Origin of the sequence: Neisseria dentiae, assembly GCF_014055005.1 — a bacterium.
In the GTDB taxonomy this organism is placed as follows: Bacteria; Pseudomonadota; Gammaproteobacteria; order Burkholderiales; family Neisseriaceae; genus Neisseria; species Neisseria dentiae.
This window is the reverse complement of record NZ_CP059570.1, coordinates 1,535,368-1,558,245: the sequence shown is the minus strand read 5'-3', so window position 1 is coordinate 1,558,245 and position 22,878 is coordinate 1,535,368. Positions and strand designations below refer to the sequence as shown.

General features: G+C 53.4%; 24 protein-coding genes. 17 read left to right on the top strand and 7 right to left on the bottom strand.

All coding sequences use genetic code 11. From position 1 onward, the window contains the following. Positions 1-247: 247 nt before the first annotated feature. Positions 248-1,468: a D-alanyl-D-alanine carboxypeptidase family protein gene (locus tag H3L92_RS07400; protein ID WP_085366543.1), complete on the top strand. Its 1,221-nt coding sequence runs from the start codon at positions 248-250 to the stop codon at positions 1,466-1,468. A gap of 292 nt (positions 1,469-1,760) precedes the next feature. On the opposite strand, the gene H3L92_RS07395 is transcribed toward H3L92_RS07400, so the two are convergent. Then, entirely contained in the window at positions 1,761-3,275 is a 1,515-nt protein-coding gene (locus tag H3L92_RS07395; protein WP_085366534.1) for a surface lipoprotein assembly modifier, read from the bottom strand. 166 nt (positions 3,276-3,441) lie between these two features. On the opposite strand from H3L92_RS07395, the gene H3L92_RS07390 reads away from it, so the two are divergent. The 6 genes from H3L92_RS07390 to H3L92_RS07365 all read left to right on the top strand — a co-directional run bounded on the left by H3L92_RS07390 (position 3,442) and on the right by H3L92_RS07365 (position 7,016). Then, entirely contained in the window at positions 3,442-4,392 is a 951-nt protein-coding gene (locus tag H3L92_RS07390) for a class I SAM-dependent methyltransferase (protein WP_085366545.1), read from the top strand. A 12-nt stretch (positions 4,393-4,404) separates the two neighbouring features. Beyond that, complete coding sequence (locus tag H3L92_RS07385; protein WP_085366536.1) at positions 4,405-4,620, top strand: methionine-binding protein; 216 nt, start codon at positions 4,405-4,407, stop codon at positions 4,618-4,620. 41 nt (positions 4,621-4,661) lie between these two features. Then, positions 4,662-4,943 carry a hypothetical protein gene (locus H3L92_RS07380; protein ID WP_158088165.1) on the top strand — a complete coding sequence of 94 codons (282 nt, stop codon included), beginning with the start codon at positions 4,662-4,664 and terminating at the stop codon, positions 4,941-4,943. A 125-nt stretch (positions 4,944-5,068) separates the two neighbouring features. Then, on the top strand, positions 5,069-5,275 hold the full coding sequence (locus H3L92_RS07375) for a hypothetical protein (protein WP_115336192.1): 207 nt from the start codon (positions 5,069-5,071) through the stop codon (positions 5,273-5,275). A 596-nt stretch (positions 5,276-5,871) separates the two neighbouring features. After that, a complete protein-coding gene (locus H3L92_RS07370) occupies positions 5,872-6,219 on the top strand; it encodes a helix-turn-helix domain-containing protein (protein ID WP_085366539.1) in 348 nt (115 codons plus the stop codon). Then, entirely contained in the window at positions 6,216-7,016 is an 801-nt protein-coding gene (locus H3L92_RS07365; RefSeq protein WP_085366649.1) for an IS3 family transposase, read from the top strand. Before H3L92_RS07370 ends, H3L92_RS07365 begins: the two co-directional genes overlap by 4 nt. A 37-nt stretch (positions 7,017-7,053) precedes the next feature. On the opposite strand, the gene H3L92_RS07360 is transcribed toward H3L92_RS07365, so the two are convergent. Continuing rightward, a complete protein-coding gene (locus tag H3L92_RS07360) occupies positions 7,054-7,530 on the bottom strand; it encodes an alcohol dehydrogenase catalytic domain-containing protein (protein WP_085366647.1) in 477 nt (158 codons plus the stop codon). 38 nt (positions 7,531-7,568) lie between these two features. Next, positions 7,569-8,651 carry a carboxymuconolactone decarboxylase family protein gene (locus H3L92_RS07355; protein ID WP_211276423.1) on the bottom strand — a complete coding sequence of 361 codons (1,083 nt, stop codon included), beginning with the start codon at positions 8,649-8,651 and terminating at the stop codon, positions 7,569-7,571. A 107-nt stretch (positions 8,652-8,758) separates the two neighbouring features. Between H3L92_RS07355 and H3L92_RS07350 the strand changes: the two genes are divergently transcribed. The 4 genes from H3L92_RS07350 (at position 8,759) to H3L92_RS07335 (ending at position 12,869) form a co-directional block, all read left to right on the top strand. Next, positions 8,759-9,658 (top strand): LysR family transcriptional regulator, encoded by a 900-nt coding sequence (locus H3L92_RS07350; RefSeq protein ID WP_085366645.1) that lies wholly within the window; start codon positions 8,759-8,761, stop codon positions 9,656-9,658. Positions 9,659-9,832: 174 nt separating this feature from the next. Then, positions 9,833-11,026: a multidrug effflux MFS transporter gene (locus tag H3L92_RS07345; protein ID WP_174222526.1), complete on the top strand. Its 1,194-nt coding sequence runs from the start codon at positions 9,833-9,835 to the stop codon at positions 11,024-11,026. 129 nt (positions 11,027-11,155) lie between these two features. Then, a complete protein-coding gene (locus H3L92_RS07340; protein ID WP_085366641.1) occupies positions 11,156-11,758 on the top strand; it encodes a tetratricopeptide repeat protein in 603 nt (200 codons plus the stop codon). 133 nt (positions 11,759-11,891) lie between these two features. Next, positions 11,892-12,869, top strand: a complete 978-nt coding sequence (locus tag H3L92_RS07335; RefSeq protein ID WP_085366640.1) for a carboxylesterase family protein — start codon at positions 11,892-11,894, stop codon at positions 12,867-12,869. A 274-nt stretch (positions 12,870-13,143) separates the two neighbouring features. Here H3L92_RS07335 and H3L92_RS07330 read toward each other — a convergent pair whose 3' ends face one another. Beyond that, positions 13,144-14,034: an AraC family transcriptional regulator gene (locus tag H3L92_RS07330; protein ID WP_085366638.1), complete on the bottom strand. Its 891-nt coding sequence runs from the start codon at positions 14,032-14,034 to the stop codon at positions 13,144-13,146. A gap of 206 nt (positions 14,035-14,240) precedes the next feature. On the opposite strand from H3L92_RS07330, the gene hchA reads away from it, so the two are divergent. Further along, positions 14,241-15,101: a glyoxalase III HchA gene (gene hchA / locus H3L92_RS07325; protein ID WP_085366636.1), complete on the top strand. Its 861-nt coding sequence runs from the start codon at positions 14,241-14,243 to the stop codon at positions 15,099-15,101. A gap of 196 nt (positions 15,102-15,297) precedes the next feature. Here hchA and H3L92_RS07320 read toward each other — a convergent pair whose 3' ends face one another. Next, positions 15,298-17,391: a nuclease-related domain-containing protein gene (locus H3L92_RS07320; protein ID WP_158088169.1), complete on the bottom strand. Its 2,094-nt coding sequence runs from the start codon at positions 17,389-17,391 to the stop codon at positions 15,298-15,300. Between the two features lie 46 nt (positions 17,392-17,437). Beyond that, a complete protein-coding gene (locus H3L92_RS07315) occupies positions 17,438-18,322 on the bottom strand; it encodes a LysR substrate-binding domain-containing protein (RefSeq protein ID WP_085366632.1) in 885 nt (294 codons plus the stop codon). 123 nt (positions 18,323-18,445) lie between these two features. Here H3L92_RS07315 and H3L92_RS07310 point away from each other — a divergent pair, with 123 nt between their 5' ends. From H3L92_RS07310 to H3L92_RS07300, 3 genes are all read left to right on the top strand, one after another. Then, positions 18,446-19,540: an alpha/beta hydrolase gene (locus H3L92_RS07310; RefSeq protein ID WP_085366630.1), complete on the top strand. Its 1,095-nt coding sequence runs from the start codon at positions 18,446-18,448 to the stop codon at positions 19,538-19,540. A gap of 71 nt (positions 19,541-19,611) precedes the next feature. Then, entirely contained in the window at positions 19,612-20,166 is a 555-nt protein-coding gene (locus H3L92_RS07305; protein ID WP_085366628.1) for a DapH/DapD/GlmU-related protein, read from the top strand. A gap of 9 nt (positions 20,167-20,175) precedes the next feature. Further along, complete coding sequence (locus H3L92_RS07300; protein ID WP_211276422.1) at positions 20,176-20,637, top strand: cyclophilin-like fold protein; 462 nt, start codon at positions 20,176-20,178, stop codon at positions 20,635-20,637. A 218-nt stretch (positions 20,638-20,855) separates the two neighbouring features. Here the strand turns inward: H3L92_RS07300 and H3L92_RS07295 are convergent, their stop codons facing one another. Then, complete coding sequence (locus tag H3L92_RS07295; RefSeq protein ID WP_085366627.1) at positions 20,856-21,035, bottom strand: hypothetical protein; 180 nt, start codon at positions 21,033-21,035, stop codon at positions 20,856-20,858. A 71-nt stretch (positions 21,036-21,106) separates the two neighbouring features. On the opposite strand from H3L92_RS07295, the gene H3L92_RS07290 reads away from it, so the two are divergent. Together H3L92_RS07290 and H3L92_RS07285 are read left to right on the top strand one after the other, a co-directional pair. After that, positions 21,107-21,733 (top strand): TetR/AcrR family transcriptional regulator, encoded by a 627-nt coding sequence (locus H3L92_RS07290; protein WP_143824361.1) that lies wholly within the window; start codon positions 21,107-21,109, stop codon positions 21,731-21,733. A gap of 7 nt (positions 21,734-21,740) precedes the next feature. Next, the gene (locus H3L92_RS07285; protein WP_085366623.1) at positions 21,741-22,586 is read left to right on the top strand and encodes a DUF6640 family protein; all 846 of its coding nucleotides are present in this window, start codon (positions 21,741-21,743) and stop codon (positions 22,584-22,586) included. Positions 22,587-22,878 lie beyond the last annotated feature (292 nt).

Here is a 22,878-nt window from a genome sequence, read left to right as displayed (position 1 = left end):
TATAATGCCCGCTCTGCAAAAACCGGCTGCCGCCGAAAATGCTTTGCGGCCGGAGCAGATGCCGCCGAACCACCCGAACCGCGGCGGCGCCATACCCGGCATGGCGAAAACAGCTGTTTTGCAAATAGTTGTTTTTAAGTTGGTTTGCTATATTGATTGAAGCGATTAAGGCCGTCTGAAACAGGCAGACGGCTTTATTGTTCATAACCGCACCCCTGTTTTGACTGCTAAAAAGAAGTTATTAATGATGAAGAAAACCTTACTCGGCCTGCTGGCCGCCGCCCTGATTTCCGGCCAGGTCGCCGCCGCGCCGCAGGCCGCTTCGACCGAAGCCGCCGCACAAACAACCGCTGCGCCCACCGCTGCCGCCCTGCCTGCCGCATCCGCCGTGGCCGCGCCCGAAATCGCCGCCACCGCCTATCTGGTTAAAGACCTGCAAAGCGGCCAGGTGCTCGCGGGCAAAAACATCAACGCCCAAGTCGAACCCGCTTCGCTTACCAAACTGATGACCGCCTATTTAACCTTCAAAGCGCTCGACAACGGCACCCTCAAACCCGACCAAATGCTCACCGTGTCGCCCAAAGGCTGGCGCGCCGAAGGCTCGCGCATGTTTCTCGATCCGCAGAAACCCGCCAGCGTCAGCGATTTGATTAAAGGTCTGATTGTGCAGTCGGGCAACGATGCCGCCATCACGCTGGCCGAAGCCATCGGCGGCAGCGAAGAAGGCTTTGCCGCCATGATGGACGCCGAAGCCAAACGCCTGGGCATGACCCACACCCGCTACACCAACAGCACCGGCCTGCCCGGCGAAGGCCACTTAACCACCGTAAACGATTTGGCCATTCTGGCCGGTGCGATTATCCGCGACTTTCCCAAGTATTATCCGATTTACGCCATGAAATCGTTTAAATACAACAATATCGAACAGCCCAACCGCAACCTGCTGCTCTACCGCGATTCCAGTGTCGACGGCCTCAAAACCGGCCACACCAGTAGCGCGGGCTATAACTTGGTGGCCTCCAGCAAACGCAACGGCCGCCGCGTGATTTCGGTGGTGGTGGGCACCGAAAGCACCGAAGCGCGCGCTTCGGAAAGCAGCAAACTGCTCAACTGGGCTTTGCAATCCTACGACACGCCCAAACTCTACGACGCCAACCAAACCATTTCGCAGGTTAAGGTATACAAAGGCAGCGCCAATGCCGTGGGCGTGGGCTTTTTGGATGCCGCCTACGTGACCATTCCGCACGGCGAAGGCCAAAACATCAAACCCGTGCTCGAAACCGTGCAGCCCGTGCTCGCGCCGATTCAGAAAGGCCAGGTGCTGGGCAAGCTCAGAATCATGAACGGCAATACCGTTTTGGCCGAAAAAAACGTGGTGGCGCTCGATGCGGTTGACGAAGCGGGCTGGTTCGGCCGCGCTTACGACAGCATCGTGCTGTGGTTCAAGAGCCTGTTTTCCGAAGAATAAGCGTTCTTAAAATAAATATTCTTGCATAGATATGCGGCCAGGCCGTCTGAAAGTGTTTTTTTCAGACGGCCTGATGATTTTTGCAAAGCCTGTGCCGGTATCTTGAAACATCTGCAAACCTCTGCGTCATACTCGGGCTTGACCCGAGTATCTGTTATTTCTTTTGAAACAAAAAGATGCTCGGGTCAAGCCCGAGTATGACGGGGAAACAAATATTGAGACCTTGGCAAAAATACCTTAAAGCCGTCTGAAAGCATTTTTTCAGACGGCCCGGTTCAAACCAAACATTTCATTAAAACGTTTTACCCATTTCGATAAACAGGCGGTTTTTGCTGTGTTCGTAAAACACATCGTTGCTCGACGTGCCGTTGTGGCTGAACGTGAGGCGCGGGGTGATGCCGCCGAAGTGGAAGGCGCGGTGCCACAGGCTCACCGAAGCGTTCCATTCTTTATCGCGGCGGTTTTTATCATTGCTGAACAGGCTGGGCGTGTAATAAATGCGTTTGGCCGCACCCACCTGCACGCGGCTTGAGAGGCCGCCTTTCCATTCCTGCCCCCATGCGGCGCGCAGGCCGAAACGGTTGAAATTGTCGGAACGGTCGTCGCGGTTGCGTTCTTGGTAAAAATCCTGCCCCACCAGCCAATATTGCCGCGCATTGCGGTGGAACACCAATGAAGCGCTGGCCAAACGGTGCCCGATATCGGCGCGCGGCCGCTGCTGGTTGTTCAGACGGCCTGTTTCCAATGCGGCGAAACTTTGCAGCTTGGGCAGCCACCAGTGGTTCCAATAAAGGCGCACGCCGTTGGTGTAGCTATAAGCATCGTTGCCGTAGAAACGGCGTTCGTGAAACACGGTCGCGCCCGTGTCGTTGCGCTGGCCGGCGCGGCCGAAACCTGCCGACAGCCGCGCGGAGGCATCGTTGTATCGCGAATAAGAGCGGTAAACCTTGCCCCACACATCTGCGCCCGCCTTGGCGTAAAAGCCGTTTTTCAGCGACTGTTTCTTCTCCGCCCCCGCCTGATAGGTCAGGCTGGTGGCATCGATGGGCGGGTTGAAACGCCAGCCCACAAAACAGTCGTTGTCAGGCTCGTTGATTCTTTGGCGGTATCGTTCGCATTCCGCCCCTTCGAGCTGCTCGCCCAAGCGCTGCTGCTTCGGCGCCTGGTTGATGTTTTGCTCGCGGGTGAGGTTCACGCCGGCATAAAGCTGCCACGAGTCGCGTTGGCGCAAGGCTTCGCGGTAGGCTTCGATACGCTGCACCACCGCTTCGGGCAGCCGCTCGGTTTTCAGGCGGTCGAACTGGTCGGCGGCGGCTTCGTTTTGCTGGTCTTCAAACAATGCCTGCGCAAGCTGGAGGCGGATAACGGGCGAATCGGGCTGCGCCGCAATCAAAATGCGGTAGAGTTTCACCGCTTCGGCCGCCCGCCCCTCGTGTTGCAGCACCAGCGCGCGGCCGAACATGGCCAGCTCTTTATCGTGTTGCGGCCATTTTTCATAAATCGGCAGCAGCACCTTGATGCCCGCCACGTTCATCGTAACCACGGCGGAATACATCGCCCGCGACAATAATTCCGTGTCGGCCAGCAGCAGCGTTTCGTCCACTTCCAACACTCGGCTCCGGCTGTTTTCCACTTCGGGCGCGGTTGGTTCCGCCGTGCGCACGGGCGGCTCGGCGGTGTGGATGTTCAATTCCAGCTCGGGTTTGGGTTGGGGCAGCGGCGGGGCGGCGGCAGGCTCGGGCGGCGTGTCGGCACGTGCGTGTGCAAGCGCACCGGTTAAGGCTATAAAAAATAAGACGTTTTTCATTAAACTTATCGTTATTAAAGTTTGTTTACAGAATAAAAATAAATTTTAACACAAAGCGTTTTAAAAGCCAGCAAAGCCGCACACGATTTCACACGGCCCGCACGCCCGCTTTACGGTAAAATACGCCCGTTTGCCGCCGCAAGGCCGTCTGAAAGCACTGGAATTTATGACCGACATCACCTCTTTTGCCAACCGTTTGGGCAAAAACATCAAACACTACCTGAAATGGGCGCGGCGCAACGGCATCGAAGCGTGGCGTATGTATGACCGCGATATTCCGCAGTTTCCGTTTGCCATCGATATTTACGGCGACCAAATCCATTTGCAGGAATACGACACCGGCTGGCTGATGCAGCCCGAAGCATACGAAGCATGGCTCGCCGAAGTGCTCGAAGCCGTTGCCTTCGTAACCGGCTTTACGCCCGCACAAATCCACTTCAAACGCCGCGAGCGCCAGAAAGGCTTGCAGCAATACGAGAAAACCGGCAAAGAGGGCGGCGACTTCACCATTGGCGAAAACGGGCGGCGGTTTTGGGTGAACCTCTACAAATATCTCGACACCGGCCTGTTTCTCGACCACCGCAACACCCGCAAAAAAGTGGGCGAAACCGCCGGGGGCAAGCGCTTTCTCAACCTGTTTGCCTACACCGGCAGCTTCAGCGTTTACGCCGCCACCGGCGGCGCGGCCGGCAGCGAAACCGTGGATTTGTCGAACACTTATCTCGATTGGGCGAGGCGCAATTTCGAGCTTAACGGCATCAACACCGAACAGCACCGCATCGTGCGCGCCGATGTGTTCCAATACCTGCAAACCGCGCAGGCGGAAGGCAAAACGTTCGACTTGATCGTGATGGATCCGCCCAGCTTTTCCAACAGCAAAAAAATGCTCGATATTCTCGACATCCAGCGCGACCACCCCAAACTGATAGACGGCGCCATGCGGCTGCTCGCTTCAGACGGCCTGATGTATTTTTCAAACAACCTGCGCAGCTTCGAGTTGGACGGCGGCATCACGGAACGCTACCGCGTGAAAGATATTTCCAAACAATCCGTTCCCGAAGACTTCCGCAACAAAAAAATCCACCAATGCTGGGAAATCCGCCATCAGGCCGTCTGAAAGAATATTTTCATGAAAAAAACATTATTTATCCTGCTCGCGCTGCCCCTTGGCGGCTGCTTCTACGCCGAAACCCCATACGGACGCGCGGCGGCGGTGGATTTGCCGCTGCACAGCCAAACCACCGTCAACAAAAACATCACCATCAACGCACCGCCGGGCAGCACGGTGATTTATCAGGAAGCCCAACCGGTGATGCCCGCCTATCCGCGCTACCGCCGCTACTGAAGCCGGTGGGAAAATTTAGGGTGTGCAGTCCAGAAGACTGAATGAAGCGGTTTTTGAGGGAAAATACGCAGATGCCAGACAAAAAGCATAGCAAGATGGAGCATCTTGCGAACATTTTTAACGCCGCAGATGCGGATATTAACCAAAAATACCGCTCCTTGCGGTTAGTCTTTGGCGGGATAACGGGTATCCATCCCCAGAGCAGCTGCCCAATTCCTGCTCGCATCAGTCTCATAGGCCTTATCGACCAACAGATTGTCGGCTGCCATATCTACAATCAGCGCTTCGGCAAACAGACAATCTGCCGTACTGCCTTCGCTTAATACGAATTTTACTGATATCTCGTGGGCGTCCACCGCTAATGCAACTTGGTATTCAGCCTCCTTTTGTGTGGTTCATACCTTCATTGCCGTCGTTGGCTCCCGCCGCATGGAAATGAACTTTAGATATGGGCGGCATCAATCATCAACTACCACATATCTTTTTCTCCCGAACGGATGAGCATCAGTTTTGTCCAAGTGCTTTTGTTGCGCGAACGGATGAAGTGGTGCTGGGTGTTGCTCCAGCCGCTGTAATCGGGAGGCAGATCGCACGATGGAGCATCGATGCGCAGTATTTAGAAAACGGCATTGATGAATCGCCTGTTATCTACTAACTGACCGCCCCGGCTGCCTTGGTGTAGAAAAATTTAGCGTTGTTTACACTTTTCGTTTTTTTTTACTTGAGTACCCATTTTGGGATTTTTTAGGGTTGTCAAGAATACCGAAGGCACAGTGAAGCCGCGTAGTTCTGGAGAACATTCAAAAATCACGAAACAATCATCTTATAAAAAAGACATTTAGCATAAAAAGTGTAAACACCCCGACCTTTTACAACGCATTTTGAGATGGATGTGGGGGTAACGATAGCGAATCAACTTAACTCTGCTAACGGCGTTGCTGTGCTTTATTTTGTTCTGCGTTATTCCGCTATAAAAGGCCGAGACCTTTGCAAAATTCAAATTACTATCTGAAAAAACCTGAATTCCGTCATTCCCGCGTAGGCGGGAATCCAGACACTTGGCACCCAAGTATTTATTTAATCAATACTTCAATATTTCTATCTGGATTCCCGCCTACGTGGGAATGACGGGATTTAAGCATTTCAGGCGGCCTTAAGGTATTTTTGCAAAGGTCTCAGGCCGTCTGAAAAGTTTGAACTGCACCCCAAAAGTTGGACACCCCCTTCAACTTTAAAAGGTGCAGTTTTCTTATGTCCAAATATAACCTACACTTCAAATACCGAGCCGTACCCCATTACCACCAAGTGCACAGCCAACAGCGCACCGCAGAGCACTTCAACGTCTCACGCACCCACCTGCGCCGTTGGATAGCCGCCTACCGGCAAGGCGGTATCGCCGCACTCCAACACCCGCAGGCTGCCTCTATGAAGACCAAACGCAAAAACCCGTTTATCGCCGACAAACCCGACCACGAAAAAACCCGGGCGGAACTGATTGAAGAGTTACGTTACATGAGGGCGGAGAACGACTACCTAAAGCACATGAAAGCCCTCAACGAAAAGAACGCCGCCAAAGCTGCGAAACCGTTCAAACGTTGAGGGCGAAGCACCCGCTGAAATATCTGCTGCATAGTGCCGGCATTCCCAAAAGCAGCTTTCATTACCATATCGGCAAAGCCGATCCCGATGCGGCGGCCAAAACCGCCGTGAGTGAAGTCTATCGCCGACACAAAGGCCGTTACGGTCATCGGCGGATTGCCGCCGTATTGTCGTGGAACAAAAAGAAAGTGCGGCGCATTATGGGTTTGTTGGGACTAAAAGCCAAAGTCCGCAGTAAAAAAACCTACCGTCCGCAAGCAGTAGGAGAGGCTTCGGACAATATTCTCAATCGAGAGTTTACCGCCGGCAAACCGGCAGACAAATGGCTGACCGATGTGACGGAGTTCAAATGCACAGACGGGAAGCTGTACTTATCGCCGATATTGGATGTGTTTAATCGGGAGATTGTGGCCTATTCTTTAGGCCGCAGAGCAAACAGTAAAATGGTGGCGCAAATGTTGGACCAAGCATTCGGCCGTCTGAAAGGCCAAACGCCGCTGCTGCATTCCGACCAAGGTGTGCTTTACCGCACCGAGGCTTATCGAACGAAATTGGCTGAGAAAGGGATTGTGCAAAGTATGTCGCGCAAAGGCAATTGTTGGGACAATGCGCCGATGGAGAGTTTCTTCGGTATACTGAAAACGGAGAGTTTCTATCAGGAAGGTGCGCTGTCGGTGGCGGAGTTGACAGAGGTAATAGATGATTATATACATTACTACAATCATGAACGGATTAGTTTAAACTTGAAAAAGCTGAGTCCTGTCGGCTACAGAACCCAGCTTGAAAAGGCTGTTTGATAAAGATTCTTAACTTGTCCAAGTATTGGGGGACAGTTCACAGCGGCGGCGTGGCCTTGGTGTCCAGATTTTCCGGCACTTTCAGCACAAAATCTTCGGTAACGGTGATTTGTTCGGAATAGCCGCCGTAAGTCATCAAACCGTCGCGGCGGTCGGGACTGCCGTAAGTCATGGTATTGCCTTCGAGGCAGTATTGTTCCAGCCCGTGCCGGCAAGGCTTGCAGACGCGGCAACTGTCGACCATGCAGCCGACGCCCACCAAATCGCCCACTTTAAATTTGCTGACCTTACTGCCGACATCGCGCACCCGTCCGACGATTTCATGCCCCGGCACGATGGGGAAAACCGAAATGCCCCAATCGTTGCGCGCCATATGCAAATCGCTGTGGCACACGCCGGTGTAGAGAATATCGATTACCACATCGTCTTCGCGCTTTTCGCGGCGGGTGGCTTGGAACGGTGCCAACGGGCTTTGGGCATTCTGGGCAGCAAAACTTTTTACGGTATAAGTCATTTTTCATTCCTAACTATTTACTATTTAATTAAACACACTTATTTCAATTTTCCATAATCGGCGTCGGATACCGGCTCCAGCCATTCGCTGCGGGTGTTTTCGCCCGGCACTTCAATGGCCAGATGTTGGAACCATTCCGTCGGCGCGGCGCCGTGCCAGTGTTTTACACCGGCGGGGATGTGCACGATGTCGCCGGCTTTCAGCTCTTGCGCGGGTTTGCCCCATTCCTGGTAATAGCCGCAGCCGGCGGTAACCAACAGCATCTGCCCGCCGCCTTTGGCGGCATGGTGGATATGCCAGTTATTGCGCGTGCCCGGTTCGAAGGTTACGTTGCCCACCACTACTTGGTCGGTAGAAAGCATGTTCAGATAACTTTTGCCGGCAAAATATCGGGCATAAGCGGTGTTTTCTCCGCCCGCCGGAAACTGGCTCATTTCCGGTTTGCTTATGCGGGTAATCTCTGCGATTTGCTCGTCGCTGATGCCGTGTTTTTTGCTGACGTTGATGTGCGAATTCAATTGGCCATCCACGCCCTGCATACTGCTTAAGGCGGCAATGGTAATAATTTCGCGCTCCTGCCAGTTCAACAAATCATTGGCAAAAACATCACCGAACAAATGGGTTTTCAGGTAGCGGTCGATATCGGGCGAAAGTGCGGAAAGGTCAACGGCCTGCCCGACCAGCTCGGTTTGCGTTTGCGTGCCCAGCGCCAATAAGTCGGCATGTTCGGGCAACGGGCGGGCGGAGCGGCCTTGTTCCGCTTTCAAGCCTTGCGCCCGCCGCGCCTGCACGCGTTCGGACAGGGCGGATAAGGCATTCAAACTGCGCGGAAAGCCCGCATAGGCATAAAGCTGCACCATCGCGGCCTGAATTTCGTTTACGGTTAAGCCCTGATCCAAAGCGCGGTCGATAGCATCTTTCAGACGGCCTGTGTCGCCGTTGGCGGTAAAAGCGCCGATTTGGGCAAGACTGTATTGTTTGTTGGAAAGTGCCATTTTTGCGGCTCCTTGTCGGTGGGTGGTTTGCGTTTGGGCGGAGCGTGGGGCTGCTACGGTTTCCGTTGCCATGCCCAAAGCCCATAATGCGGTTAAAACAGCAAAGGTTTTCTGATGGTTTTTCATAAGACAGACCCTATGAACGGCGGTTGGTTTGACGCTTTCATTGTAGCCCTGTCTGAATCTCGATAAAATGAATAAATTCAGAATAAACAATTCCGAAAAATGAGATTATGAACCGATTAGACGCTTTGAAATATTTTGTCGTGGCCGCGGAAACCTTGAGCTTTCGGGCGACGGCGGAGCGTTTTTCCGTTTCGCCGCAGGTGATTACCCGCGTGATGGGCGAATTGGAAAACGAATTGGGCGAACAATTGTTTAAGCGCAATACCCGCTCTGTCCGCCTCACCGATTTCGGCGTGCAATGGCTGCCCAAAGCCGAGCAGTTTTTGCGGCAGGAAACCGCCTTATTCGGCGCATCGGCCAAAGTAAGCGACAGCGAACTCTCCGGCATGGTGCGGATTACTGCGCCGCCTTCGGTTTACAGCGATTGGGTACTCAAACAGTTGCTGATTGCCCTCGCGCCGTATCCCGATATCCGCATTGATTGGCGCACGGGATTTGATGTGCTCAAAACGGTGGAAGACCAAATCGATATCGGCCTGCGGATTACGCAAACGCCCGACGACAACTGGGTTGCTAAGAAAATCCGCATGCTCAACGAGCCGGTAGTTGCTTCGCCCGCATTGGTTGAACGGCAGGGCCTGCCTGAAAATATTGAAGATTTAATCGCCCGCTTCCCCGTCGGCAGTTTATTAAACACCAAAACCAACCGGCCTTGGGCGTGGTATGTGAATGACGAATCGTTTCCCGTTTATCAAGCCCAAGTGGTAACAGACGACAATAAAGCCTTGCTGCAGGCGGCGTTGTCGGGGCGGATATTCGCCCAACTGCCCGATATGGATTGCCGGCATTATTTTGAAACGGGCGAATTGGTGAAAGTGTTCCCGCACAGCGGGTCGCAGAAATGGGCGTATTACCTATACCGCCCCAAACAAACCATTACCGCCAAACGGGTGTTGCTGGTGTATGAATTGTTGGAAAAGATTTATTTGAGCCATCGTGCGGTGTAAGTGGCTGGCAATATTGGAATTTTCTTTAGGCCGTCTGAAAACACAAACCGCCCGTTTTCAGACGGCCTTTTTCTATTCGTGAATTTTATTCACAAGCCCATGCGCGCCGGGCCGCTTAATCCGCCAGAAGAAAGCGCGTATAGTGGTGCTCTTTAAGTCGGTTTGAATGAGCAGATGATGGCTTTTACCTCTCCAGCCAAAGAAACTACGCTGATTTTGATTTTGGGTGCGCTGATGGCGTTCACCTCGCTCTCCACCGATATTTACCTGCCTGCCATGCCGCAGATGTCGCAAGATTTGCGCGGCAATGCGGAGCTGACGGTAACGGGTTTTTTGATCGGCTTCGCTATCGCGCAACTGTTTTGGGGGCCGGTGAGCGACCGCATCGGGCGCAAGCTGCCGCTTTATGCCGGTATGGTGTTGTTTGCGCTCGGTTCGGCGGGCTGTGCTCTGTCGGACGGCATCGGCGAAATCATGTTTTGGCGCGTGTTCCAAGCCGTCGGCACCTGCACCGCGCCGATGCTGGCGCGGGCGATGATACGCGATTTATACGGGCAAACCCGTGCCGCGCAGATGCTTTCTACCTTAACGCTGATTGTGGCGGTGGCGCCCATCGTCGGGCCGTTGCTTGGCGGCCAGCTGATCCGCTTCAGCACTTGGCACGCTATTTTCTGGCTGCTGGCGGCGGTGGGCGTGTTGATGTTTGCTGCACTTGTCAAACTGCCCGAAACCCATCCTTTGGAAAAACGCAGCAATAAATCTTTGTGGCACGCTTTTGCTGCTTACGGCAGTTTGTTGAAAAACAAGGCTTATATGCGCTATGTGATGTGCGTAACCCTGTTTTATGTGTCCGCCTATGCCTTTATTATCGGCTCGCCTTTTGTTTATATCGATTATTTCGGCATCGACCCGCAACACTACGGCTGGCTGTTTGCGCTGAACATCGTCGGACTGATGGGAGTGAGCGCGGCCAACCGCCGGTTGGTGGGGCGCTACCGCCTCGACACGCTGATTCGTGCGGCAACCGCCGTTGCAGCCGTTGCCGGCATCGTGTTGGCGGTTTGTGCCTACAGCGGCTTCGGCGGCATTTACGGCATTATCCTGCCCGTGTTGGTGTTTTTCGCCACCAACGGCATCATCGCCGCCTGCACCACCGCCGCCGCGCTCGACGGCGTGCCGCAGATCGCCGGCTCGGCTTCGGCTCTGCTCGGTTCGCTGCAATACGGCAGCGGCATCGTTTCATCGCTGCTGCTGGCTGCGCTTTCAGACGGCACGCCGCACGCGATGGCGTTGATTATCGCGCTGTTCGGCATCGGCAGCATGGCGATGGCGTTTCTTCCTTCCGCCGCGGCAGGTAAACGCAAGTAAAAACCGGCGGCTGCCTGCGGTTAACTGCCAAATTATGTTAACCGGCCGGTAGTTGATCGTTTTAAACATTTATAATACGGCACGGTTTTACCGGGTTTCCACCAATATTTTCACAACCAGCATATGAACATGAAAAACCGCTTTTCCGCAGCCGCACTGGCAGTATTGCTGGCCGCCTGCACCCACACCACGCCGCAAACCGCCGCCGGCGCAAGTTCCGACAGCCAAAGCCAAAGCCGGCGCGACGCTGCCCGCGCAGTGCTCGACCAAGGCATCAAAGCCTATCAGGCGCAGGATTACGCCGCCGCGCTGCCGCTGTTCAAACAGGCAGATCAGTTGGGACACATGAAAGCCGCCCGTTATCTCGGCCTGATGGTGCTCAACGGCAACGGCATGGCGCAAAGCAACGCACAGGCGTTTGCCTATTTCCAACGCGCCGCGAATGAAGGCGACATTACCGGCCAATATTGGCTGGGCTATTGCTACGAAAACGGCATCGGCACCACGCGGAACTATGCCCAAGCGATGAAGTGGTACACCCAATCCGCCAGGCGCGGCGACGTGATTGCCGCCCCTGCCATGGTAGCTTTGGGACATCTGTATGAACAAGGCAAAGGCGTGCCGGCTAACCGCAACCACGCCGCCGCCTATTACAAGCAGGCAATGGATGCCGGCTACGAAGCAGGCAAAACCGAATGGCAGCGCCTGCAAGCCGCGCAACTGCCTGAATAAATTACGGCCTAAGCATCGGGCAAATACCGTTTTCATTTCTAATCAGTAGGTCGGGCATAAATGCCCGACCTACGGTTTAGCTTATTTAAAATACGTTTATTTAAACCAGTTTTAGCCTTAATCAGGAGTTCATATGAAAAAATCCCTGCTCGTCCTCAGCCTGGCAGCGCTGCTTACCGCCTGCGCTGGCACAGCCCAAACCGCCGAACCTACCGCCACGCCCAAAGCCGTTTGGGACAAACAATACGGCGGCGCCGACAAAAGCTACGACCAAAACCTGCTCAGCCTGCGCGAGCAAATCGCCCCGCGCTTCCGGCAGCTTGAATTCAAAGACAGCGTAACCGGCAAAACCATGGCGTATAACCTTTACACGCCGAAAAACCTTGAGCCGGGCAAGAAATATCCGCTGGTGATGTTTATCGCCGATGCCAGCACCGTCGGCAAAGGCGTGAAAGCGCCGCTGATGCAGGGCTACGGCGGCATCATCTGGGCCACCGACGAATCGCAGGCCAAACATCCCGCCTTCGTATTGGTGCCTTCTTTCACCGGCCCGCAGTCGGCCGTTAACGACCAATGGCAGACCAGCGACGAAGTCGGCATTGCCTTGCGCCTGCTCAAACACACCATCAAAAACCAGGCCGTCGATGCCAAACGCGTGTACACCACCGGCCAGTCGATGGGCGGCATGATTTCGTTTTACCTGAATGTAACCGAACCCAAGCTGTTCGCCGCTTCGATGTTCGTCGGCAGCCAGTGGGACGTGAACGTGCTCGAGCCGCTGAAAAACGCCAAATTCATCTACACCGTATCCGCAGGCGATCCCAAAGCCTCTAAAGGCATGGCGGAGCTGGCGGCGATGTTCAAACAGAAAAACATCCCCTTCGCGCAAACCGAATTCGCCGCCAACGCCCCGAAAGTCGGGCAGGACGCCGCCGTTAACGCCTTGCTGCAACAGGGCAATCCGCATAACTTCATCATGTTTGCCAAAGGCACCACCTTGCCCGCAGGCGTAAACGGCAACAGCAAAGCCGGCGAACATATGTATTCGTTCGACTACGCCTATTTGCTCGAACCCGCGCGCGACTGGCTGTTTCAGCAGGTGAGGAAATAACGGCAGGTGAAGTAATCTGTTGAAATATTATGATAAAGGCCGTCTGAAAAGTTTTCAGACGGCCTTGCTTTATTTCGAACGGGTTAGCGCATCATTTCCGTTACTGCCCGAGACCTTTGCAAAAATACCTTGAGGCCGTCTGAAATGCTTAGATTCCGTCATTCCCGCGTAGGCGGGAATCCAGATGGAAATATTGAAGTATTGATTAAACAAATACTTAGATGCCAAGTGTCTGGATTCCCGCCTACGCGGGAATGACGGAATTCAGGTTTTTTCAGATAGTAATTTGAATTTTGCAAAGGTCTCTGCCCGTATCTGCCGCCGGCGGCAGACCGAAAAAGCGGCGGTATTCGCGCGAAAACTGGCTGGGGCTTTCGTAGCCGACGGCCGCCGCTGCCTGAGCGGCGGTGATGTGCTCGGAAAGCAGGAGCTGCCGGGCTTGTTGCAGGCGCAGTTGTTTTTGGTACTGCATCGGGCTGGTGCCGATCAGGCGGTGGAAATGCTGGCGGAAAGACGATTCGCTCATGTGCGCCATAGCGGCCAAATCGGAGAGCGAAGTTTTTTCACGGTAATGTTGCTTGAGCCATGCCGCCACGCGGCTGATTTGCTGTGAGCGGGCGGTCAGCATCCGGCGCAGGTGGGCGCGGCTGCCGCCCGAAAGCAGGCGGTAGGCGATTTCGGCTTCGATGAGCGGCGCAAGGTGCGGCAGCAAATCAGGCTCTCCGGTAAGCTCAAGCAGGCGGGCGACTGCGGCCAGCAGCTTTTCATCGGCGGGCACGATGGCCAACGGGATGCCACCGTGCCCGTTTGCGCCGCCATCCGGCAGCTCGGCGGCGGCACGGGCGAGCAGATGCCAATCCAGTTCGATAACCAGCCCTAGATAAGGTTGTGCCGGGCTGCATTCGGGCACGTAGGAGAGCGTCGACAAATCGGCACCGGCAAACAAACATTCGCCCACGCGGTAGGTCAGCGAATCTTGGCCGCAGCACACCGTTTTACTGCCCTGCAAAGCCAGCACCAAGCCTTGCGGGTAGAGGCAGGGCAGCGAGTAAACCGGAGTGCTGTGGCGGTAAACGCTGAGCGAGGAAACGGCGGTGGCGGTTTTGCCGTCATTTCGGGCAATCTTTTCCGCGAGGCGGGCAAGCGTTTGATAGGCCGCAGCCATGCTTGGGGAGAGAGAAGGTTCGGGGGGGGTTCATGATTTATCGGGCAGTTTGCAAACAACGGCAGTTTAACCGTTTCCGTGCGCCATGTGCCGTGCCGGTGCCGGAATTTGTCAATTCAGGCAAGAAACGCACCGTTTCGGGCAAGCGTGAAGGATGGCGGATTGTTTATAATGCCGGACATTGCAACCCTCAAACCGGAGACAACATGAGCGAATTGAGCAAAACCCCCGTACCCGACCGTGCCGAATACAACGCCTTTTTTCCGTCGGAATATTCTTTGAGCCAATACACTGCGCCGAAAACCGATTTCGACGGCGTAAAATTCGACCGCCCCTACACCGGCGGCCGCTACAAAGTGCTGATGATCGCCACCGACGAGCGTTATCTGCAAATGCAAAACGGCAAACTGTTTTCCACCGGCAACCACCCGGTCGAAACCCTCTTGCCCATGCTGCACATTCACGAAGCCGGTTTTGAAATCGACGTTGCCACGCTGTCGGGCAATGCCGCCAAATTCGAAATGTGGGCGATGCCGCAGGAAGATTCAGCAGTGCAGGGCATTTTCCAAACCTACCTGCCCAAGCTGCAAAAGCCGCTGAAGCTGGCCGATGTTATCGAGCAGGCCACCGCTCCCGATTCGCCCTATCTTGCCGTTTTGATTCCCGGCGGCCACGGCGCGTTCAACGCCATTCCCGAAAGCCGCGAAGTGGCGCGTATTCTGCATTGGGCGCTGGATAACAACCGCTACATCATCACCCTTTGCCACGGCCCCGCCGCATTGGCCGCTACCGCCCGGCACGGCAGTTTTCCGTTTGCTGGCTATCAGTTGTGCGTGTTCCCCGACGCGCTCGACGAAGGCGCCAATATCGACATCGGCTATATGCCCGGCCGCCTGCCGTGGCTGGCAGCCGAACGCCTGCAACAATTGGGCATGAACGTGGTAAACGAAGGCATCAGCGGCCAAGTCTGCCATGACCGCCAACTGCTTACCGGCGACAGCCCGCTGGCCGCCAATAATCTGGGCATACTCGCCGCCGATGTGTTATTGAAAGCGGCAGCCGAGTAACCGTTGCGCCGACAATTTGAAGGCCGTCTGAAAAATCACTGGAGCGGATTTTCAGACGGCCTTTCGGTTATTTTCAGACAGGCATCCTATCTTTCAGAAAGGTTTTTGTTATGTATCACAGCAATATATCCCTATGCTGTTTTTATTGATAAAATATTTAGTATGCGGGCATTCATTAAGTTTGTATCTGCTTATCCTAATTATTGATATGCTGTAGCAAGCGTGGTAGCTCAGTTTGCCAAAAACAATTCTGTTCAATTTCTTTAATTAGTTTGGTAAATTTCATCGTCGTTCTCGGAGGCATCTGATTAGGTTCAAAAAGATATTCTGTGAAACAAGTGTGCTGATTAAGGTGAATCAGTAATTCTTCTAAAGAAATTTTCAGATGGCCACTAATATATTGATGATCAAATTCTAATGTAGTATCCACAATCCACGAATGTAGGGTCATATTTTCGGTGGTGTAACCCAATTTCGGTAATAAAGTATTTTGTACATAAGCACATTTTCGAGAAAGTTGGTAAGCCGCTTTGTTCAATACAAAATACTTGTATTCATAAATTTCGCGCACGCTTTGTTTGATAAAACTGGACTTTAATTCAATAACCAAAACGTGATTATCAGCAATGACGATTATATCGATTTCACCGACTGAATTGTTTTCAGGATTATGCTGTGTAAAAACTTGCCAGCCTTGCTTTTGAAATAAGTTGCCCAATTGCTGTTCCATATTGCTGGTTTCTTGGGTTAATGTTGCACGGTTTTTGTTCAATTTACGGAAATGGTTGATAACCGCAGTATGCAGATTCTGTGATGCAAAGCGGTGAGGAAGTGATAAAACCATGTTGTCGATTTGATAATAAGGTAGCTCTTGAAAAGAACCTTTGCATAATTTGCGCAAATCCTGTGACCAAAAGTCCAAAATTTCAGCAGCTCTTTTCTTTTTTGCTGTTTTGCTTCCGGATAAAACCCAGTCAGACATTCGATCTGCTTTACGTTTTTTATCTGTAAAGGTGATGGGTAAACGGTTTTCGCCTGTCATCATGCCGTCTGCCAGCAATAGAAATAGTGCTTGAAACGGTGGAATGCCTCGTTCGCGCATAACTGTAAACGGCTGAATAAAATATTGCCAATAAAACTGTTGTGATAGCATGAGCGATAAAACTGCTTCAAACAAATCAAATTGTTGTTGGTTGGAAATATGTTCATATATTCCGAATACCTCTTGTAAACGGGAAATAACGGCTTGTGTGCTAGATAGGGCAATCAGATTTCCTTCAAAATTTTTTCCTCTATCCATACGGTAAACGTAGGGTGTTTCTTGGCATTCCAACATTCCTCGCCATTGCCAGTAAGCTTCAATAATGCTGAATTTTTCATGGAAATATTCATTGCTGTTTTCTTTCTCGAGGTTATTAAGATGTAATTCTCCATTACTGAGACAGTATTCTGTATTTTCTTGATAACTATATGAATAAAATACGAAGTTTAAATATAAATCCAGTTCAACCCGTAGAGCAACTAGTTGTTTAAATTGCTCGTATTCTTGTATTAACAAAGGAGTTAAACCTTCACCCAATAAAAATGGCATTAATTTATTGCGGCATAACAGGGCAATACTTTTCTCAGTAACCGTTTTTTGGGTGGGAAAGGTTTGGTGGATAATGGTATCGAAGGTCTGCCATAATTTATCGCTTGTAACCGGGCAGGCCGAATCTATTTGGTAAGGTATACGAATGCCGTGAGAGCCAGAGTCTGGATCGGGTAACAAATATTCGTAGGTGTATAGGCTGCTGTACAACATAATGGTTAATTGGCTAAGATTCAGTTTGTATTTCAAACTGTTATACATCTTTAACCGTTGCTGGTATTCATGGCGCAAGCGTTCGGCTACGGCAATAAAATCCTGTAGCACGTCATGTTTGCTGGTGTGGCACAGTTCGGTAATTGTTTCCCAATCGGTATATTGGCTATTGCTGATAATTCCCGACTTTCTTACTGCTGAAATAAAGCTTTCTGTGCAAGTATCCGCAAATTTTTCGCATAACTCTCGTGAAATGTTGCCGTAAGGCAGATATTGGGCGAATGCGATACGGTAGTTTTCATGCTGCAGATGAACGGAGGTAAGCTCGGCAATAAAGCAGGATTGCCAAAATATTTGGAATTTATTGGTGTTTTCAGGGAGCTTTGGAGGTGTGCTTTGATAAAGCAAAATCTCAACAATTTGGAATAGAGCACTCGAATGATTGATATCTAAAGTCTGATATCTTTTTTCATAATAGTTCAGCATAGTATTTCTCATTTTTATATCGTTTTCAGACAAGACTTATCTACAGTTACACCCTCAGCGCATCCGCCACCGCTTTGAGGGCGGGCGAGATATTGCGGTGGGGATAGTAAAGATACAGTGCGGGCATACGGTCGCTGTAAGGCTGCAACACGCGGATCAGCCGGCCGTGGGCGAGGTCGTCTTCCACCAAATCGAGCGGTACATAGGCCAGACCCAGCCCGGCGCGGGCGGCGGCGGTTTCCATATAGCTGTCGGCAAACGCCCATTGTCCTTGCGGCGTATGCTTGACGATGTGGCCGTTTTGCCGGAATTCCCATTGGTAATGGCTGCCGTCGGCAAACTGGTAGGCGATGCAGGGATGGGCGGCGAGCGCCTGCGGGGTTGCGGGAAAGCCGTAGCGGCGGAAATGCTCGGGTGTGCCGACCACCGCCATTTCGGTTTCCAAACCGATGCGTACGGCGACCATGCCTTCGCCCACATCGCCGCCCAACCGCACGCCGGCGTCGAAGCGCTCTTGGATGATGTCGACAAAGCGGCTTTCGTTAATCAGTTCCAGCCGCACGTCGGGGTAAAGCCGTCTGAAAGCGGCGAGCTTGGGCAGCAGGATTTTGTCGATGGCGTGCAGGCTGGCGTTGATGCGCATGGTGCCGGAAGGGGTGTCGCGGTAGTGGGCGAGTAGGTTGAGGCCGTTGTCGAGATGCGCGAAGCTCTCTTGTGCGGTGCGGTAAAGCTGTTCGCCCGCCTGCGTGAGTGCGAGGCGGCGCGTGGTGCGGGTAAGCAGTTGCACGCCGAGGCGCTCTTCCAAGCCGCGTATGCTGCGGCTCACACCCGATTGCGCCATGCCCAGCCGTGCGGCGGCTTTGGTAAAGCTGCCCTCGTCGGCAACCAGCATAAATAGGTATAAATCATTATAGTTTTCGCGCAGATTCATCGGTTTTCCGTTTTATTCATAACAATAGGGTATAAGTATTATGCAGTTGCGCCGTCTAATCAAGCGGCGGGGCAGGGAGTAGAATGCACGGCATCGTACTGCAAACAAACAAGGACACGCATCATGAAACACTTTCCCCGTTCGTTAAAAACCCTTGCCGCCGCGCTGCTGCTGGGCGCGGCCTTAACCGGAGCTTCCGCCATGACTTACGCACAAACCGCCGACCCGACCGCCGCCGTTTCGATGGTGCGCGAGTGGGACAAAATCTTTCCTAAATCCGACAAGGTAACCCACCGCAAAGTATCATTTAAAAACCGCTACGGCATCACGCTGGTAGGCGATTTGTATCTGCCGAAAAACCGCGCCGGCGGCAAGCTGCCCGCCATTGCCGTTTCCGGCCCCTTCGGTGCGGTAAAAGAGCAATCGAGCGGCCTGTATGCGCAAACGCTGGCCGAGCGCGGCTTTGTTACTTTGGCGTTTGACGGTTCCTACACCGGCGAGAGCGGCGGCCAGCCGCGCAACATGCCGTCGCCCGACATCAACACCGAAGATTTTTCCGCTGCCGTGGATTATCTTGGCCTGCTGCCCGAAGTGAACCGCGAGCGCATCGGTATTCTGGGCATTTGCGGCTGGGGCGGATTTGCGCTCAACGCCGCCATCAGCGATACCCGCGTTAAAGCCGTGGCCACCAGCACCATGTACGACATCACCCGCGTGGCCGCCAAAGGCTATAACGACAGCACCGATGCCGAAGCCCGCTACAAAATGAAGCAGGAAATCAACGAAGCTCGCTGGAAAGCTGCGAAAAACGGCTATGCCGATTTGTTGCCGCCCAATAACCTGACCGCCGAGCAGATTACTGCCGAAACGCCCAAGTTTATCGCCGATTATTCCAATTTCTATACCACCAAACGCGGCTTCCACCCGCGTGCCGTAAACTCCAATCCGGCAGGCTCATGGGCGACCACCGGCATGCTGTCGATGATTAATATGCCCATTTTGCAATACGCCGCCGAACTGCGCGCCCCTGCCTTGGTGGTGCACGGCGAAAAAGCCCATTCGCGCTACTTCAGCGAAGATGCGTTCAAGGCTTTGGGCAGTAAAAACAAAGAGCTGTATATTGTTCCGAATGCTAGCCATGTGGATTTGTACGACAACCAAGCGGGCAAAATCCCGTTTGATAAATTCGAGCAGTTTTTCCAAGCGAATTTGAAATAAACGGCAAATGCCTGTCTGAAAAACTCTTTCAGACAGGCATTGCACCTTTCAGACGGCCTTAAGGACACATCATGCAAAGCTTTCCGCCCAACCGTATCATCGCGCCCGATTCGCCCGAGTTTGCCGAAATCCACCGCATCGTGGCCGAAAACGCGCCCAAAATCGCCGAACTTTCCGGCGCATACAAAACGCAGGAACAAATCCGCGCCTTGTTGGCCGACATCACCGGCACAGAGATTGACGACAGCCTGCACGTCAACCTGCCGTTTTACAGCGACTTCGGCCGCCATATCCGCATCGGTAAAAACGTGTTCATCAACTCGGGCGCCATGTTTACCGATTTGGGCGGCATCACGCTGGAAGACAACGTATTAATCGCCCCGCGCGTCAACATCCTTAGCGTTAATCATCCTGAAAACCCTGCACAGCGGCGCGGGCTGGTTCTCAAACCCGTAGTGATTCGGAAAAACGCCTGGATCGGCGCGGGCGCCACCATTCTGCCCGGCGTGACCGTGGGTGAAAACAGCATCGTGGCCGCCGGTGCCGTGGTGGCCAAAGACGTGCCGCCCAACAGCATCGTCGGCGGTATTCCTGCCCGCGTGCTCAAAAACATCGCCACAGCATAAGGAGCCGCCATGAAAACCGTCCGCCTGCTGATACTTGCCGCTCTGTTGTGCAGCGCCTGCACACCCGCCGACAGCCGTGCCGAACCGCCTGCCGCTTCCGCACGCAGCCAACAAACCCAAGGAGCCGCTATGCAACTGACCATCAACAACCGCAGCTTCACCGCCGATTTGGCCGATACCGCCGCCGCGCAAGAGCTGCGCCGCCTGCTGCCCTTAACGCTGACCCTGCAAGACCACCTCGGCAACGAAAAACACGCGCCGCTGCCGCGCAGCCTGCCGCGCAACGACAGCCGCCCCGGCCGTATCGAAGCGGGCGACGTGATGCTGTGGCAGGGCGATACCATTGTGGTGTTTTATGAAAGCTTTGATTCCGCCTACAGCTACACCCGCTTGGGAAAAATCCGCGATATTGAAGGTTTGAAACAAGCCGTCGGCAAAGGCGCGGTGGATATCCTCTTTGCCGCGGAGTAAATACAGGCTACCTGAAAACTTTCAGGTGGCTTTTTTGTCAGGCGCCTGTTGTATTGCAGTGCAACAATATCATGGTGACAAAATTTCTCACAATTAGGCGCCTATGGCGGGAATTTTTACCATCATAAGAGCTTTGTATTGAGAAAAAATACCCATATTTTCCTGATTAATGCAACAACCACCCGGCATCATTCGGGCGGTTGTGTTTCAGGTCGCCTTCAAAAGCCCGACAAGGTGATTTTTCCGATGGTTTGCCCGCTTTCCAGCAGCGCATGGGCTTGGCGCAGGTTGGCGGCGTTGATGGTGCCCAGCGGGCATGGGCGGCTGCCGCCAGACGCAAGAAGCGCGCAGCGGCCTGATGTGCGCACAGGCACGCTGCGGGAGCCGTTGCAACGCATCGCCAAGGCGGCCGTCCCGGACTGGACAGCTGTCTAGGCATCTTGTAGACTAGACAGCTGTCCAGTCTTTTGTGAGTGCTTTGGAAATGTCTTTCCATGCCAAGGAAAAGTTTATTCAAGCAGGTTTAACCCTTTATCCCCAAATGGGTTATCGCAAGCTGTCTGTCCGCGTTCTGGCGGCAGAAGCGGGCTTGAGTTCGGGCTTGTTCCATCAGCTGTTCGCCAATAAAGACGTTTTCTTTCTGGCACTGTTGCAAGCGCACCAGTCAGCGCAGGTCTTTTGGCAAGAGGCTGATGCGGCCACGCCACCCGATGAGGCCTTAAGGCAGTTCATGCTGGCATTCGCCGCAAGTTTGCGCGCAGATTTGCCCTGGTTTTTGCGCATGATGGATGACTGCGCAGAGCAGGTGGATGTGGTGCGCGCTCATGTGAAATTGATGCTGCAAGGCTATTTTGATCGCATTGAATTTCTGCTGCGCCAGAGCCTGCCGGAAGGCACGGAGGCGGATTATCACCTCAGGCGCAAGTTCCTGATTTTGACGACACTGGCGCCGATTCTGCTGGGGCAGCGTTTTTCATCCATGGGCATTTTGCCGCTAACAGAGGGTCAGATGAAGCGCAGCAGTGATGCCGCCGCGCAGCAGCAATGGATGGACTGGGTTTTTTCTGCCGTGTTGGACAAGCATGAAAAAGGATAACAGGAATATGGGACACAAATGGTTGAAAGCCATTCATTTGCTGGGCTTTGCGCTGCTTATCAGCGGTTTGTTCGCCCAGTTGTTGGGTGCGCCTGCCGGAAAGGCCAAAGTGGTGTTATTGGCGGGGTTCTGGGGACTGACGCTTTCCGGCATAGCCATTGTTGCGCGCAGCAAAGGCGCATTGCTTCGTCAGCGGTGGTTGCAAGTGCATTTGCTGGTAGCGGTTTTGGGCGCAGTGCCCGCAATCATCGTGATCGATCATTTCATGGGCGAGGGTTTTATGGACAACCCGCACGGCCAGTTGGCCGTGACGGCCATGCTGTTGCTGCTGATGGCCAGCGTCATTGGAATGGTTAAACCGCGCTTTTCTTTTCCACATTTATCACTGCATTCCGGAGAAAATGCCATGCGCATGTTCAGCAGGCCGTTTTTGTATGGCATGAGTTTTGTGGCCGCATTCACCATTTTCATCACGACTTTCATGGATGTAAACAGCAGCCATATGACCAACCCGATGTGGCCGCCCCACGCACGCTTTCATTGGGCTGCGCAGTATTTCGCGACCTTGGCGGCCTGTGCGGCCACGCTGTTTGCCTTGTGGGGGCGCTATGCCGACAAGGGCAGCCGCCTGTCCGTATGGGTGGCGGGATTGAGTCCCTTGCTTTTCTGGGGGATGTTCATTCCGGCGCTGCTGATGCCCGGCACCAGCACCATGCCGGATGGGTTTGTTGTGCCTGATGGTTTTCCGGAAATATTGACCGTCATTCACCCCAACTTCATCATTTCTTGCCTGATGAGTATCGCGGCCCTGGTTTTGACCGTGCGCGAACAGCGCAGGATGGGGCTGAAATAATATTTTCATCTTCAATTTGCTGAAAAATGCCGATACTTTCTCAGCAAATCAAAGCGTGGCCGGCGCATTTCCGGGAATCCCGCTCCATGCGCAAACATTTAAACAACCCTGATACAAAGCCGTTTGCACCCGCAAGTGCGATTCAGGCCGCCAAACCATACACAGCGGCTGCTTGCCCGGAAGATGGCCCCGCGTCCGGCGCGAAATGGCAGAAAGCAAATGATAAAATTTCCCACCCATAAGCGCTTGTGGTGGGAATTTTTATCGCCACAAGCGCTTTGTATTGAGAAAA

Bases quoted from the DNA above. Each gene is read 5' to 3' on its own strand.
- H3L92_RS07400 (WP_085366543.1), top strand. From the start codon at position 248: ATGAAGAAAACCTTACTCGGCCTGCTGGCCGCCGCCCTGATTTCCGGC.
- H3L92_RS07395 (WP_085366534.1), bottom strand. From the start codon at position 3,275: ATGAAAAACGTCTTATTTTTTATAGCCTTAACCGGTGCGCTTGCACAC.
- H3L92_RS07390 (WP_085366545.1), top strand. From the start codon at position 3,442: ATGACCGACATCACCTCTTTTGCCAACCGTTTGGGCAAAAACATCAAA.
- H3L92_RS07385 (WP_085366536.1), top strand. From the start codon at position 4,405: ATGAAAAAAACATTATTTATCCTGCTCGCGCTGCCCCTTGGCGGCTGC.
- H3L92_RS07380 (WP_158088165.1), top strand. From the start codon at position 4,662: ATGAAGCGGTTTTTGAGGGAAAATACGCAGATGCCAGACAAAAAGCAT.
- H3L92_RS07375 (WP_115336192.1), top strand. From the start codon at position 5,069: ATGGGCGGCATCAATCATCAACTACCACATATCTTTTTCTCCCGAACG.
- H3L92_RS07370 (WP_085366539.1), top strand. From the start codon at position 5,872: ATGTCCAAATATAACCTACACTTCAAATACCGAGCCGTACCCCATTAC.
- H3L92_RS07360 (WP_085366647.1), bottom strand. From the start codon at position 7,530: ATGACTTATACCGTAAAAAGTTTTGCTGCCCAGAATGCCCAAAGCCCG.
- H3L92_RS07355 (WP_211276423.1), bottom strand. From the start codon at position 8,651: ATGAAAAACCATCAGAAAACCTTTGCTGTTTTAACCGCATTATGGGCT.
- H3L92_RS07350 (WP_085366645.1), top strand. From the start codon at position 8,759: ATGAACCGATTAGACGCTTTGAAATATTTTGTCGTGGCCGCGGAAACC.
- H3L92_RS07345 (WP_174222526.1), top strand. From the start codon at position 9,833: ATGATGGCTTTTACCTCTCCAGCCAAAGAAACTACGCTGATTTTGATT.
- H3L92_RS07340 (WP_085366641.1), top strand. From the start codon at position 11,156: ATGAAAAACCGCTTTTCCGCAGCCGCACTGGCAGTATTGCTGGCCGCC.
- H3L92_RS07335 (WP_085366640.1), top strand. From the start codon at position 11,892: ATGAAAAAATCCCTGCTCGTCCTCAGCCTGGCAGCGCTGCTTACCGCC.
- H3L92_RS07330 (WP_085366638.1), bottom strand. From the start codon at position 14,034: ATGGCTGCGGCCTATCAAACGCTTGCCCGCCTCGCGGAAAAGATTGCC.
- hchA (WP_085366636.1), top strand. From the start codon at position 14,241: ATGAGCGAATTGAGCAAAACCCCCGTACCCGACCGTGCCGAATACAAC.
- H3L92_RS07320 (WP_158088169.1), bottom strand. From the start codon at position 17,391: ATGCTGAACTATTATGAAAAAAGATATCAGACTTTAGATATCAATCAT.
- H3L92_RS07315 (WP_085366632.1), bottom strand. From the start codon at position 18,322: ATGAATCTGCGCGAAAACTATAATGATTTATACCTATTTATGCTGGTT.
- H3L92_RS07310 (WP_085366630.1), top strand. From the start codon at position 18,446: ATGAAACACTTTCCCCGTTCGTTAAAAACCCTTGCCGCCGCGCTGCTG.
- H3L92_RS07305 (WP_085366628.1), top strand. From the start codon at position 19,612: ATGCAAAGCTTTCCGCCCAACCGTATCATCGCGCCCGATTCGCCCGAG.
- H3L92_RS07300 (WP_211276422.1), top strand. From the start codon at position 20,176: ATGAAAACCGTCCGCCTGCTGATACTTGCCGCTCTGTTGTGCAGCGCC.
- H3L92_RS07295 (WP_085366627.1), bottom strand. From the start codon at position 21,035: ATGCGTTGCAACGGCTCCCGCAGCGTGCCTGTGCGCACATCAGGCCGC.
- H3L92_RS07285 (WP_085366623.1), top strand. From the start codon at position 21,741: ATGGGACACAAATGGTTGAAAGCCATTCATTTGCTGGGCTTTGCGCTG.